This window comes from Mycobacterium sp. VKM Ac-1816D, assembly GCF_000416385.1.
GTDB classification, from domain to species: Bacteria; Actinomycetota; Actinomycetes; order Mycobacteriales; family Mycobacteriaceae; genus Mycobacterium; species Mycobacterium neoaurum_A.
The window spans coordinates 19,353-32,681 of sequence record NZ_AOHQ01000116.1 but is presented as its reverse complement, the minus strand read 5'-3'; the positions used below and the strand labels follow the sequence as shown (position 1 = coordinate 32,681).

Genomic DNA, 13,329 nt, shown 5'->3' with positions numbered 1-13,329 from the left:
GACTGCCGAACGTGCGCGGTTTCCGGGTGCCGCTCGGCGGTCAGCTGTCCGACCTCGGGTACGCGGCGGGCTGGCAACTGGTGCGCGCCATGCCGGAGTTCGCGGCCCGCAACATGTTCGACGCGGGTGCGCTCTATGCAGCGCGCGGCGGCGGCCCCGCCCAGTTGCGCAAGAATCTGGCGCGTGTCATCGGGGTGCCGTCCCACCAGGTACCCGACGCCTTGGTCCGCGCCTCGCTGGCCTCCTACGGCCGGTATTGGCGCGAGGCGTTCCGGCTGCCGTCGATGGACCATGCCGCGGTGGCCGCGCGAGTGCAGGAACGTGTGGAGGGCCACCTCCATGTCGAGCAGGCGCTGCAGGCCGGCCGTGGGGTGGTGCTGGCGCTGCCGCACAGCGGTAACTGGGATATCGCCGGGGTATGGATGACCAACACCTACGGTCGGTTCGCCACCGTCGCCGAGCGGCTCAAACCCGAATCCCTGTACAACAGGTTCGTCGCCTACCGCGAGAGCCTGGGCTTCGAGGTGCTGCCGCTGACCGGTGGACCCCGCCCACCCTCGGAGATCCTGCAGCAACGGTTGCGCGACAACGGAATCGTCTGCCTGATGTCCGACCGCGACCTGACCCGGTCCGGTGTCCCGGTGTCCTTCTTCGGTGAGCAGACCCGGTTGCCGTCGGGTCCGGCGAGGCTGGCGTGTGACACCGGTGCGGCCTTGCTGCCCACCCACACGTGGTTCGACGGTGACGGATGGGGCCTGCGGATCCACGCCCCGCTGGATACCTCCTCGGGTGATATCGCAGTGATCACCCAGGCGATGGCCGACCTGTTCGCCGACGGTATCGCCGAACACCCCGAGGATTGGCACATGCTGCAGCCGCAGTGGCTCGCCGATCTGTCGGCCGAGCGGCGCGCTCGCCTCGAAGGAAGCTAGGGGAGCGCATGCGCATCGGGATGGTGTGCCCGTACTCGTTCGACGTACACGGTGGTGTCCAGGCGCACGTGCTGCAGTTGGCCGAGGTCTTCCGCGCCCAGGGCCACGAGGTCAGTGTGCTGGCCCCGGCCTCCCCACATGTCAGCCTGCCCGAGTACGTCGTCTCCGGCGGCCGGGCCGTTCCGATCCCGTACAACGGTTCGGTGGCGCGGCTGCGCTTCGGCCCGGCCACCCACCGCAAGGTCAAGAGGTGGCTCATCGACGGCCAGTTCGACGTGCTGCATCTGCACGAACCGAACGCGCCGAGCGTCTCGATGCTCGCGTTGATGATCGCCGAGGGGCCCATCGTCGCGACCTTCCACACCTCGACGACGAAGTCGTTGACGCTCAGCGTCTTTCAGGGAATGTTGCGCCCGCTGAACGAGAAGATCGTCGGCCGCATCGCGGTGTCCGATCTGGCCAGGCGCTGGCAGATGGAGGCCCTCGGCTCGGATGCGGTGGAGATTCCCAACGGGCTCAACGTCGCCGAGTTCGCCGACGCGCCACCGCTGGACGGTTACCCGCGACCGGGGCGGGCGGTCCTGTTCCTCGGCCGCTTCGACGAGCCGCGCAAGGGGATGGCGGTGCTGCTGGGGGCTCTGCCGCGGCTGGTCGAGCGGTTTCCCGATATCGAGGTGCTGATCGTCGGTCGTGGGGACGAGGACGAATTGTCCGAGCAGGCCGGCGCATACGCGCGCAATCTGCGTTTCCTCGGTGCGGTGGATGATGCGACCAAGGCGTCGGCCTTGCGCAGCGCCGACGTGTACTGCGCACCGAACACCGGCGGTGAGAGCTTCGGCATCGTCCTGGTGGAGGCGATGGCGGCGGGCACCGCCGTGGTCGCCAGCGATCTGGACGCCTTCGGACGGGTGCTCGAAGGGGGAAAGGCCGGTCGGTTGGTGGCCGTCGACGACACCGATGCATTGGCCGACGGTCTGATCGAGGTCCTCGGCGATGACGAGATCCGGCACGGGTACGTCGCCGCCGCCGCCGCGGCCGTGCGCCGCTATGACTGGTCGGTGGTGGCCGGCGAGATCATGCGCGTGTACGAGACGGTCAGTGGCTCCGGTAACAAGGTGCAGGTCGCGGGTACGGCGGGCCGGAGCACCGCATGATGATCTGGGTCGTCGTGCTGCTGGTGGTGCTGGGTGCGGCCCTGCTGCTGACCGGTAGTTGGGCGTATCTGACCGCCAACCGGCTCGACCGGTTGCATGTCCGCTACGACATGTCCTGGCAGGCCCTGGATGCGGCGCTGGCCCGCCGTGCGGTGGTCGCGCGGGCGGTCGCCCTCGACGCATACGGTCACGGCCCGCAGGCGCAGCGGCTCGCCGCGCTGGCCGACGCGGCCGAGCGCGCCGATCGCCCGGCGCGGGAGGCCGCCGAGAATGCCCTCTCGGCGGCGCTGACACTGGTCGATCCGGCGGTCCTGCCCGCGGCGCTGGTCGCCGAACTGGCCGATGCCGAGGCGCGGGTACTGCTGGCGCGCCGCTTCCACAACGACGCGGTGCGCGACACCCTGGCGCTGCGCGAACGCCCCATGGTGCGGCTGCTGCACCTCGGCGGCACCGCCGCGCTGCCCACGTATTTCGAGATCGCCGAACGTGCGGGTCTGGCCGCGCGCCACGGCGTGGCCCAACGGGTGTCGGCTCGGATAGTGCTGCTCGACGAGCACGGTTGTGTGCTGCTGTTCCGGGGTTCGGACCCGGCAGGTGACGGCAGCCGCCGCTGGTGGTTCACCGTCGGCGGGGCGGTGGAGCCCGGTGAGGAGCTCGCCGACGCGGCGGCGCGTGAACTGTTCGAGGAGACCGGCCTGCGGGTGACGGCGGCGGAGCTGGTCGGACCCGTCTGGCGCCGGGACGCCCTCATCGATTTCAACGGGTCGGTGATGCGCAGCGAGGAACATTTCTTCGTGCACCGCACCCGGCGGTTCGACCCGTCCAGCGCCGGCCACGACGAGCTGGAGCGCCGCTACATTCAAGGCCATCGTTGGTGCGATGCGACAATGATCGCCGAGCTGGACGCCAACGGAGAATCCGTGTACCCCCGACAGCTCGGCGCGTTGTTGGCCAAGGCCGGCGAGCTCGCCGATGTACGGGGTGCGGGACCGGGAACGCAGCCTCAGATCATTCGCTGAGGCTGCGGATTCAATTGTTTTGGTGCCACCTTTAGACTGGATCGGTACCTGAGTAGAGGAGATTGCGATGGAATTCGGCGAGCAGGGCAGCCAGACCGGTACCGCGCGGGTGAAGCGCGGGATGGCCGAGATGCTCAAGGGCGGCGTCATCATGGATGTCGTCACCCCCGAGCAGGCGCGCATCGCCGAAGCGGCCGGTGCCGTCGCGGTGATGGCTCTGGAGCGGGTGCCCGCCGATATCCGGGCCCAGGGCGGCGTCTCGCGGATGAGCGACCCGGACATGATCGAGGGCATCATCGACGCGGTCACCATTCCGGTGATGGCCAAGGTGCGTATCGGCCATTTCGTCGAGGCGCAGATCCTGCAGAGCCTCGGTGTCGACTACATCGACGAGTCCGAGGTCCTCACCCCGGCCGACTACACCAACCACATCGACAAGTGGCGGTTCACCGTTCCGTTCGTGTGCGGGGCGACCAACCTCGGTGAGGCACTGCGCCGGATCACCGAGGGGGCGGCGATGATCCGCTCCAAGGGCGAGGCCGGTACCGGCGATGTCTCCAACGCCACCACGCACATGCGCAAGATCGGCGGCGAGATCCGCCGTCTCACCTCGCTGAGCGAGGACGAGTTGTTCGTGGCCGCCAAGGAACTGCAGGCGCCCTATGACCTGGTGGTCGAGGTGGCCAAGGCGGGCAAGTTGCCGGTCACGCTGTTCACCGCCGGTGGCATCGCGACCCCGGCCGATGCGGCGATGATGATGCAGCTCGGCGCCGAGGGCGTGTTCGTCGGGTCGGGCATCTTCAAGTCCGGCGATCCGGCTGCGCGCGCCGCGGCGATCGTCAAGGCGACCACCTTCTACGACGATCCCGACGTGCTGGCCAAGGTCTCGCGCGGGCTGGGCGAGGCCATGGTCGGTATCAACGTCGACGACATTCCGGCACCGCACCGGCTCGCCGAACGCGGCTGGTAGCCGGTGATGAGCGCTTGCGCGAAGAGCGGACGATAGTGGCGATCGAAGAGATCCTCGACCTGGAACAGATCGAGGTCAACATCTATCGCGGGGGTGTCTTCAGCCCCGAATCGGGTTTCCTGCAACGCACATTCGGTGGTCACGTGGCGGGGCAGTCGCTGGTGTCGGCGGTCCGCACCGTCGACCCGAAATTCCAGGTGCACTCGTTGCACGGGTATTTCCTGAAGGGCGGGGACGCGCGGTCTCCGACGGTGTACAGCGTCGAACGGCTTCGTGACGGCGGCTCGTTCTGCACCCGCCGGGTTTCGGCGATCCAGCACGGCGAGACGATCTTCTCGATGTCGGCATCGTTTCAGACCGACCAGAGCGGTATCGAGCACCAGGACGTCATGCCGACGGCGCCGCCGCCGGACGATATTCCCGACTTCAAGTCGGTCAGCCGGGTCTTCGATGACGCCAGCTTCCGCCAGTTCGACGAGTGGGATGTCCGCATCGTGCCGCGCGATCAAACCAATCGCTTGCCGGGCAAGGCATCTCAACAGCAGGTGTGGTTCCGCCACCGCGACCCACTGCCCGATGATCCGGTGCTGCACATCTGTGCGCTGGCCTATCTGTCGGATCTCACCCTGCTGGGCTCGGCGCAGGTGAACCATCCCGAAGAGCGCAAGCACCTGATGATCGCTTCGCTGGACCACGCGATGTGGTTCATGCGCCCGTTCCGCGCCGACGAGTGGCTGCTCTACGACCAGTCCTCACCCTCGGCCTGCGGTGGGCGCGCGCTGACCGAGGGCAAGCTGTTCAACCAGTACGGCGAGATGGTCGCCTCGGTGATGCAGGAGGGACTGACCCGCTATCAGCGCGATTTCGTCCCGTCGGCGAAGTGACGGTCAGGGTAGGGGTTCTCGCGCTGCAGGGTGACACCCGCGAGCACCTCGCGGCGCTCACCGAGGCCGGTGCGCAGGCCTGCACGGTGCGTCGGCTCGCCGAACTCGATTCGGTGGACGCGCTGGTCATCCCGGGCGGTGAGTCCACCGTGATGAGCCATCTGTTGCGCGAGTTCGAGTTGCTCGAACCGTTGCGGGCCCGGCTCGCCGACGGTATGCCCGCCTACGGGTCGTGCGCGGGGATGATCCTGCTGGCCACCGAGATCCTCGACGCCGGGGTGCCCGGCCGCGAGGCGCTCGCGCTACGCGGCATCGATATGACCGTGCGTCGCAACGCTTTCGGACGTCAGGTCGATTCCTTCGAAGAGTCCATCCCGTTCGCCGGCCTGGACTCCGACGTACACGCCGTCTTCATCCGGGCGCCATGGGTGGAACGGGTCGGAGAATCGGTGGAGGTGCTGGCCACCGCCGCCGGTCATCCGGTGGCGGTGCGCCAAGGCAAGGTCCTCGCGACGTCGTTCCATCCCGAGGTCACCGGCGACCGCCGGGTGCACCGGATGTTCGTGGACTCGCTGCGCTGACTAGCGGATGGCCAGCCCGGTCAGGGTGCGGGCCATCACCAGGCGCTGGATCTCGCTGGTGCCCTCGAAGATGGTGAAGATCTTGGCATCTCGGTGCATCCGCTCCACCGGGTACTCGCGGGTGTAACCATTGCCGCCAAGGATCTGGATGGCCTCGTCGGTCACATAGGTGGCGGTCTCGCTGGCGACCAGCTTGGCCATCGATCCCTCCGCGGACTCGAAAGCCTTGCCGTTGCGCGCCATCCAGCCCGCCCGGTAGACCAGCAGGCGGGCGGCATCGATGCGGGCCTTCATATCGGCCAGCTTGAACGCCACACCCTGGAACTCGCCGATCTTGCGGCCGAATTGCTCACGCTCGCAGGCATAGTCGAGGGCGTACTCGTAGGCGGCGCGAGCCACCCCGACGGCCATGGCGCCCACGGTGGGCCGGGTGCGCTCGAAGGTGGCCATCGCGGCCTGGCCGTTGGTCCGCTTGCCTTCGCGCACCCTGGCGATGCGCTCGTCGAATTTCTCCTTGCCGCCCAGGATCAGGTTTCCGGGGATGCGCACGTCCTCCAGGACCACCTCGGCGGTGTGCGAGGCGCGGATGCCGTGCTTGAGGAATTTCTGGCCCTGGCTGAAACCGGGGGTGTTGGGCGGGATGATGAACGACGCCTGCCCGCGGCTGCCGAATTCGGGATACACCGAGGCGACCACGATGTGGACCTCGGCGATACCGCCGTTGGTCGCCCACGTCTTCGTGCCGTTGAGCACCCACTCGTCGGTGGCTTCGTCGTAGCGCGCCTTGGTCAGGATCGAGCCGACATCGGAGCCGGCGCCGGGCTCGGAGGAACAGAACGCCGCGACCTTCGGGTCCTCGACGCTGCCGAACATCTGCGGCAGCCACTCGCCGATCTGTTCGGGAGTGCCACCGCCGGCCAGCGATGCCGCGGCCAGGCCCGTGCCCAGAATGGACAGCGCGATGCCGGCGTCACCCCAGAACATCTCCTCGAAGGCCACGATCATGCCGAGGCCGGAGGGCTCGGCTGCCTGCTCGGCGAAGAATTCCATGGAGTAGAGGCCGATCTTGGCGGCCTCCTTGATGATCGGCCACGGAGTCTCCTCGCGCTCGTCCCATTCGGGGGCGGCGGGCCGCACGACATCGGCGGCGAACTCGTGAACCCACTTCTGCACGTCGAGCAGGTCGGAGGACAACTCCAGGGAGAAGGTCATGGCCGAATCTTACTTTGGAGTAAGTTAACCAGGGAAGTGACTGTGGCTCAGTTAACACTTGTTCATTCGACGGTGCGACCGGCCGGACCGTGCCCCGCCACGCCGGTCCACGCCGTCTCTGCCCGTAGACTGGTCAACTGACGTTTCACCAGAAAGAGGGCGTACCTGCATGAGCGGCCATTCCAAGTGGGCCACCACCAAGCACAAGAAGGCGATCATCGACGCCCGTCGTGGCAAGAACTTCGCCAAGCTGATCAAGAACATCGAGGTCGCCGCCCGCACCGGCGGCGGTGACCCCGGCGGCAACCCCACGCTGTACGACGCCATCCAGAAGGCGAAGAAGAGCTCCGTTCCCAACGACAACATCGAGCGCGCGCGCAAGCGCGGCGCCGGTGAAGAGGCCGGCGGCGCCGACTGGCAGACCATCACCTACGAGGGCTACGGACCCAACGGTGTCGCCGTCCTCGTCGAGTGCCTGACCGACAACAAGAACCGCGCGGCCGGTGAGGTCCGCGTCGCCATGACCCGCAACGGCGGCAACATGGCCGACCCGGGGTCGGTGTCCTACCTGTTCTCCCGCAAGGGCATCGTGACTCTGGAGAAGAACGACCTCTCCGAGGATGACGTCCTTGCCGCGGTGCTGGAGGCCGGTGCCGAGGAGATCAACGACCTCGGCGACAGCTTCCAGGTGGTCTCGGAGCCCACCGACCTGGTGGCCGTGCGCACCGCGCTGCAGGATGCCGGTATCGACTACGACTCCGCCGAGGCCAGCTTCCAGCCCTCGGTGAGCGTCCAGGTCGATCTGGAGGGCGCCCGCAAGGTGCTCAAGCTGGTCGACGCCCTCGAGGACAGCGATGACGTGCAAGACGTCTACACCAACGTCGACATCCCCGATGATGTCGCCGCGCAGCTCGACGAAGACTAGGGACCGAGGACTAGAACAGCGCGCTGATCGGGGTGTCCCCGGCGATCAGCTCGAAGGTGCGCCCCGCGGTGTCCGGATGGTCGAGCACTGCCAGTAGTACCGCCGCGACATCGGCGCGCGGGATCTCGCCGCGTCCGGTGGATTCGGCGATGTGTACCCGTCCGGTACCGGCATCGTCGGTCAGCCGTCCCGGCCGCACGATGGTGCTGTGCAAGCCGGAGCGTGCCCGCACATCGGCGTCGGCCTCGGCCTTGGCTCGGATGTAGGCGCGGTACACCTCGTCGTAGGCGTCATCGAGGCTGCGATCGTCGGCCGAGATGGCCGAGACCATGACATAGCGCGGCACACCGGCGGCCTCGGCCGCGTCGGCGAGCAGGATCGCGGCATCGCGGTCGACGGTCTGCTTGCGCGCCGCGCCACTGCCCGGGCCTGCGCCCGCGGCGAAGACAACGGCATCGGCCCCGCCCAACACCTCGGCAAGGGCGGCCGTCGATGTGCGCTCCAGGTCGAGCACCTCGGCGCTCGCCCCGACCGCCTCCAGATCCGGCACGTGCGCGGGATTGCGCACCAGGCCCACGGCGGTGTCGCCGCGCTCGGCCAACAGCCTTTCCAGGATGAGGGCTATCTGACCATGTCCACCGGCGATGACGACGCGCATGTGTCCAGCCTGCCATGGCGTGTCCCTGCCGGGCGGTGTCGGTCCGGGCGGCTAATCTATCGAACAGGTGTTCTGATGTGAAGGGGTTGGCGTGCGGGTAATGGGAGTCGATCCCGGTTTGACGCGCTGTGGGCTGTCCATGATCGAGAGCGGTCGGGGCAGACATGTGACGGCGCTCGATGTCGACGTCGTGCGCACGCCCGCCGACGAGCCGTTGCAGAAGCGGCTGCTGACCATCAGCGACACGGTGGAGCACTGGATGGACACCCACGTCCCCGATGTCATCGCGATCGAGCGGGTGTTCGCCAACCACAATGCCAACACCGCGATGGGCACCGCCCAGGCCGGCGGGGTGATCGCGCTGGCCGCGGCCCGCCGAAATATCGACGTGTACTTCCACACTCCTTCGGAGGTGAAGGCCGCGGTGACCGGAAACGGGCGCGCAGACAAGGCCCAGATCACCACCATGGTGACCAAGATCCTTGCGCTGCAACAGAAGCCGACCCCGGCCGATGCCGCCGACGCGTTGGCGCTCGCCATCTGCCACTGCTGGCGCGCGCCGATGATCGCCAGGATGGCCGAGGCCGAGGCCAAGGCGGCCGAACAGAAGAAGCGCTATCAGGCGCGGCTCAAGGCGGTGCGGGCATGATCGCCTCGGTGCGCGGTGAGGTCCTCGACATCGCCCTCGACCACGTCGTCATCGAGGCCGCCGGCGTGGGTTACAAGGTGATGGCCACACCGTCGACACTGTCCACGCTGCGGCGCGGGGCAGACGCCCGGCTGATCACCGCGATGATCGTGCGCGAGGACTCGATGACGCTCTACGGTTTCGCCGACGGCGAGGCCCGCGACCTGTTCACCACCCTGCTCGGGGTGTCCGGTGTGGGGCCGAAGATCGCGCTGGCCACACTGGCGGTCTATGACGCCCCGACGCTGCGGCAGGCGCTCGCCGACGGTGACGTCGCCGCGCTGACCCGGGTGCCCGGCATCGGCAAGCGCGGCGCCGAACGGATGGTGCTGGAACTGCGCGACAAGATCGGCGCGGTGCCCGGTTCCGGCGGTGTGGCCACGGCCACCGGGCACGCGGTGCGCACCCCGGTGGTGGAAGCGCTTGTCGGCCTTGGATTTGCGGCCAAACAGGCCGAGGATGCCACCGACAAGGTGCTCGCCGACGATCCGACCGCCACCACCTCCGGCGCACTGCGCGCCGCGCTGTCGATGCTGGGTAAGAAGTAGCCATGGGCCGTTTCGAGGACGAGGAACCCGAAGAACGTGATGTCTCGCCGGCGTTGACCGTCGGTGAGGGGGATGTCGACGCCAGCCTGCGGCCGCGGTCGCTCGGCGAGTTCATCGGCCAGCACCGGGTGCGCGAGCAGCTGCAGCTGGTCCTGGAGGGTGCCAAGAATCGCGGCGGCACACCGGATCACATCCTGCTGTCCGGGCCACCCGGCCTTGGCAAGACCTCGTTGGCGATGATCATCGCCGCCGAATTGAGCTCGGCGCTGCGGGTCACCTCGGGCCCGGCGCTGGAGCGTGCGGGCGATCTGGCGGCGATGCTGTCGAATCTGGTCGAGGGCGATGTGCTGTTCATCGACGAGATCCACCGCATCGCCCGGCCCGCCGAGGAGATGCTCTACCTGGCGATGGAGGACTTCCGGGTCGACGTCGTCGTCGGTAAAGGCCCGGGGGCGACGTCGATTCCCCTCGATGTCGCGCCCTTCACCCTGGTCGGCGCGACGACCCGATCCGGAGCGTTGACCGGACCGCTGCGCGACCGGTTCGGGTTCACCGCCCACATGGACTTCTACGAACCCGCCGACCTTGAGCGGGTGCTGCATCGCTCGGCAGGCATCCTCGGTATCGGATTGGAGGCCACCGCCGGTGCCGAGGTCGCCCGCCGTTCCCGCGGCACCCCACGTATCGCGAACAGGTTGTTGCGTCGGGTGCGCGACTACGCCGAGGTCCGCGCCGACGGAGTGATCACCCGCGATATCGCCAAGGCCGCACTGGCGGTGTACGACGTCGACGAACTCGGGCTGGATCGGCTGGACCGGGCGGTGCTCACGGCGCTGACCCGCAGTTTCAACGGCGGCCCGGTCGGGGTGTCGACGCTGGCGGTGGCGGTCGGGGAGGAGGCCACCACCGTCGAGGAGGTATGCGAGCCGTTCCTGGTGCGCGCTGGGATGATCGCCCGCACCCCGCGCGGACGGGTGGCGACCCCGTTGGCGTGGACACATCTCGGGCTGGAACCACCGGTTCGTGGTCTCGGTCAGCAGAGCGGCCTGTTTGAATAGTCGGCATGCTTGTCGCCGCTCTGATCATCGCCGGCATCGCCGCGCTGCTGCACGTCTACATCTTCGTCATGGAATCGGTGACCTGGACCTCGCCGCGCACCCGCGCGACGTTCGGGATGAGCGCCGATGAGGCGGCCGCCACCAAGGAGCTCGCCTTCAACCAGGGCTTCTACAACCTGTTCCTGGCCATCGTGTCCGCGATCGGGATCGCCGCAGTCGCAATGGGGCACAGCGGTATCGGGGCGGCGTTGATCCTCGCCGGGGTCGGCTCGATGCTGGCCGCGGCGCTGGTGCTGCTGATCTCCTCGCCGGACAAGGCGCGCGCCGCCATCAGCCAGGGTCTGTTCCCGCTGATCGCCGTCGTGCTGCTGGTGATACACCTCGTCGGCTAGCGGTTTTCGCGGGCTCCGAGCTGGGTAAACAGCGTTCGGCAGAGGAGGCCACCCATGACCGGTACACACGTTTCCCCCCGCGGCAGCAGATTGCACATCGCGCGCAGCCGCGGCGCACTCAGCGGAGTCCTGTTGATCGCCCTGGGGTTGTGGGGCGCCCTCATCCCGTTCGTGGGGCCGTACTTCGAGTTCGCCTACACACCCGATACGCCGTGGGCGTGGACCATGGGCCGGGGCTGGTTACAGCTACTTCCCGGAGTGGTGGCCGTCATCGGTGGCCTGTTGCTGCTGGTCTCGCGCAACCGCGCCACCGCCATGCTGGGTGGCTGGCTCGGCGTCGCCGCGGGCGTCTGGTTCGTGGTGGGTCGGGTGCTGGCCGCGCCGCTGGGTCTCGGCACGCCGGGCAGCCCCGTCGCGGTGACCGAGGCCAAGAGCGTGGCACTGGAGCTGGCCTACTTCTCCGGTCTCGGCGCGCTGATCGTGTTCCTGGCCGCCGCCGCCATCGGCCGCGTGTCGGTGCGCAGCGTGCGCGATGTCCGGCTGCGTGACGATGAGCGCATGGACGACACGGTCACCAGGGACGACGTCGACCACGACGACCACACCAGGGCCATCCCGCTGCACCAGACGTCGGCGCAGACCCCGACCGCGACCGGTCCCATCGTGGCGACCGAACCGGACCACACGACCGTGCCGACCCGGCGCAGGGGCCTCAAGGACCGCCTGTTCGGGTCGTCGAAGAAGACACCGGTGGCGCACTGAGCGGGCGGCCCAAGACTGGTCAGCGAAGTGCGGCCAGCGCCTCGGCCAGGATCTCGAGGGCCTCGTTCAGCAGGTCGTCGCTGATCGCCAGCGGCGGCAGGAAACGCAACACGTTGCCGTAGGTACCGCAGGACAACACGATGACACCCTTGGCGTGAGCGGCCGCGCACAGCGCCTTGGTCAGATCTGCATCGGGTTCGGTGCCACCGGACTTGACCAGTTCCACGGCGATCATCGCACCGCGGCCACGCACATCGCCGATCCGGTCGTCGTCGGCCTGCATCCGGTGCAGCCGGTCCTTCATGAGCCGTTCGATGGCACCGGCGCGGGCCACCAGGCCGTCGGTCTCGATGGTCTCGATGGTCGCCAACGCCGCGGCGCAGGCGATCGGATTGCCGCCGTAGGTGCCGCCGAGCCCGGACACGTGCGGGGCATCCATGATCTCGGCGCGCCCGGTGACCGCCGAGAGGGGCAGCCCGTCGGCGATGCCCTTCGCGGTGACGATCAGGTCGGGTTCGATGCCCTCGTGCTCACAGGCGAACATCGCCCCGGTCCGCGCGAACCCGGTCTGCACCTCGTCGGCGATGAACACCACATTGTTGTCCCGGCACCAGGCGAGCAGTGCGGGCAGGAATCCCGGTGCGGGGACGATGAATCCGCCCTCGCCCTGGATGGGCTCGATGATGACGGCGGCCAGGTTGTCGGCGCCGATCTGCTTGTCGATGACGGTGATGGCGCGCTTGGCCGCCAGTTCGCCGTCCTCTGCCAACTCCTTGCCGAACTCCGCGTCGCGGAAGGGATACGACAGCGGAGCCCGGTAGATCTCCGGGGCGAACGGGCCGAAACCACTCTTGTAGGGCATCGATTTGGCGGTCAGCGCCATCGTGAGGTTGGTGCGGCCGTGATAGGCGTGGTCGAAGGACACCACGGCCTGCTTGCGGGTGTAGGAGCGGGCGATCTTGATCGCGTTCTCGACCGCCTCGGATCCGGTGTTGAACAGCGCCGAACGCTTGTCCCCGCTGCCGGGGGTGAGCCGGTTGAGGTGTTCGGCCACGGCGACGTAACCCTCGTAGGGCGTCACCATGAAGCAGGTGTGGGTGAACAGATCGACCTGCGCGGTCACCGCGTCGACCACCCGCGGCGCGGCGTTGCCGATGGTGGTGACGGCAATGCCCGAACCGAGGTCGATCAGCCGGTTGCCGTCGATGTCCTCCAGGATGCCGCCGGCGGCACGTGCGGCGTAGACGGGCATCGTCGTGCCGACACCGCGGGCGACCGCGGAATTCTTGCGCTCGATCAGCGCCGAGGACTTCGGGCCGGGGATGGCGGTGGCGAGATGGCGGCTCTGTTCGACGGCAGGCACGGCTGACTCCTGTGGCGTTACGGGTGAAAACAGCAACTCAAGCGCGGTCCATCTTCGAATCGCGTCGGTTCCACGCCATTGTGTCACGGTTTCCGTCGGTCGGGGCCGGGTTGCCCGGGTGACCGGCAAATCGGGGGAGCCGATAGTGGCACACTGGTGTGCCGTACCCGCTGACAACTGCGA

At 68.1% G+C, this 13,329-nt stretch carries 15 protein-coding genes; 12 read left to right on the top strand and 3 right to left on the bottom strand.

Annotated elements, in window-relative coordinates; translation table 11 throughout:
- The first annotated feature begins 11 nt into the window (after positions 1-11).
- The 6 genes from G154_RS04670 (at position 12) to pdxT (ending at position 5,540) form a co-directional block, all read left to right on the top strand.
- Positions 12-932: a phosphatidylinositol mannoside acyltransferase gene (locus G154_RS04670; RefSeq protein WP_031601457.1), complete on the top strand. Its 921-nt coding sequence runs from the start codon at positions 12-14 to the stop codon at positions 930-932.
- Positions 933-940: 8 nt separating this feature from the next.
- Complete coding sequence (locus G154_RS04665; protein WP_019512662.1) at positions 941-2,086, top strand: glycosyltransferase family 4 protein; 1,146 nt, start codon at positions 941-943, stop codon at positions 2,084-2,086.
- Positions 2,083-3,105 (top strand): NUDIX domain-containing protein, encoded by a 1,023-nt coding sequence (locus G154_RS04660; RefSeq protein WP_023985677.1) that lies wholly within the window; start codon positions 2,083-2,085, stop codon positions 3,103-3,105. The genes G154_RS04665 and G154_RS04660 overlap by 4 nt, the downstream gene beginning before the upstream one ends.
- A gap of 67 nt (positions 3,106-3,172) precedes the next feature.
- Positions 3,173-4,075, top strand: coding sequence for a pyridoxal 5'-phosphate synthase lyase subunit PdxS (gene pdxS, locus G154_RS04655; protein ID WP_019511267.1), 903 nt, complete (start codon positions 3,173-3,175; stop codon positions 4,073-4,075).
- Between the two features lie 35 nt (positions 4,076-4,110).
- On the top strand, positions 4,111-4,959 hold the full coding sequence (gene tesB, locus G154_RS04650) for an acyl-CoA thioesterase II (protein WP_019511268.1): 849 nt from the start codon (positions 4,111-4,113) through the stop codon (positions 4,957-4,959).
- Positions 4,956-5,540 (top strand): pyridoxal 5'-phosphate synthase glutaminase subunit PdxT, encoded by a 585-nt coding sequence (gene pdxT / locus G154_RS04645; RefSeq protein ID WP_019511269.1) that lies wholly within the window; start codon positions 4,956-4,958, stop codon positions 5,538-5,540. The genes tesB and pdxT overlap by 4 nt, the downstream gene beginning before the upstream one ends.
- Here pdxT and G154_RS04640 read toward each other — a convergent pair whose 3' ends face one another.
- A complete protein-coding gene (locus tag G154_RS04640) occupies positions 5,541-6,752 on the bottom strand; it encodes an acyl-CoA dehydrogenase family protein (RefSeq protein ID WP_019511270.1) in 1,212 nt (403 codons plus the stop codon). It lies immediately after the preceding gene.
- 169 nt (positions 6,753-6,921) lie between these two features.
- On the opposite strand from G154_RS04640, the gene G154_RS04635 reads away from it, so the two are divergent.
- Positions 6,922-7,677: a YebC/PmpR family DNA-binding transcriptional regulator gene (locus G154_RS04635; RefSeq protein ID WP_019511271.1), complete on the top strand. Its 756-nt coding sequence runs from the start codon at positions 6,922-6,924 to the stop codon at positions 7,675-7,677.
- A 10-nt stretch (positions 7,678-7,687) separates the two neighbouring features.
- Here G154_RS04635 and G154_RS04630 read toward each other — a convergent pair whose 3' ends face one another.
- A complete protein-coding gene (locus tag G154_RS04630; protein ID WP_019511272.1) occupies positions 7,688-8,335 on the bottom strand; it encodes an NAD(P)H-binding protein in 648 nt (215 codons plus the stop codon).
- A 91-nt stretch (positions 8,336-8,426) separates the two neighbouring features.
- On the opposite strand from G154_RS04630, the gene ruvC reads away from it, so the two are divergent.
- The 5 genes from ruvC to G154_RS04605 are packed head-to-tail and all read left to right on the top strand — an operon-like array spanning position 8,427 to position 11,783.
- Positions 8,427-8,984, top strand: coding sequence for a crossover junction endodeoxyribonuclease RuvC (gene ruvC / locus G154_RS04625; RefSeq protein WP_023985678.1), 558 nt, complete (start codon positions 8,427-8,429; stop codon positions 8,982-8,984).
- Positions 8,981-9,571: a Holliday junction branch migration protein RuvA gene (gene ruvA, locus G154_RS04620; RefSeq protein WP_019511274.1), complete on the top strand. Its 591-nt coding sequence runs from the start codon at positions 8,981-8,983 to the stop codon at positions 9,569-9,571. Before ruvC ends, ruvA begins: the two co-directional genes overlap by 4 nt.
- Before the next feature lie 2 nt (positions 9,572-9,573).
- Entirely contained in the window at positions 9,574-10,629 is a 1,056-nt protein-coding gene (ruvB, locus tag G154_RS04615; RefSeq protein WP_019511275.1) for a Holliday junction branch migration DNA helicase RuvB, read from the top strand.
- A gap of 5 nt (positions 10,630-10,634) precedes the next feature.
- On the top strand, positions 10,635-11,021 hold the full coding sequence (locus G154_RS04610) for a DUF1304 domain-containing protein (RefSeq protein ID WP_019511276.1): 387 nt from the start codon (positions 10,635-10,637) through the stop codon (positions 11,019-11,021).
- Positions 11,022-11,075: 54 nt separating this feature from the next.
- Positions 11,076-11,783: a hypothetical protein gene (locus tag G154_RS04605; RefSeq protein ID WP_023985679.1), complete on the top strand. Its 708-nt coding sequence runs from the start codon at positions 11,076-11,078 to the stop codon at positions 11,781-11,783.
- A gap of 19 nt (positions 11,784-11,802) precedes the next feature.
- Here the strand turns inward: G154_RS04605 and gabT are convergent, their stop codons facing one another.
- Positions 11,803-13,146, bottom strand: coding sequence for a 4-aminobutyrate--2-oxoglutarate transaminase (gene gabT / locus G154_RS04600; RefSeq protein ID WP_019511278.1), 1,344 nt, complete (start codon positions 13,144-13,146; stop codon positions 11,803-11,805).
- Positions 13,147-13,329 lie beyond the last annotated feature (183 nt).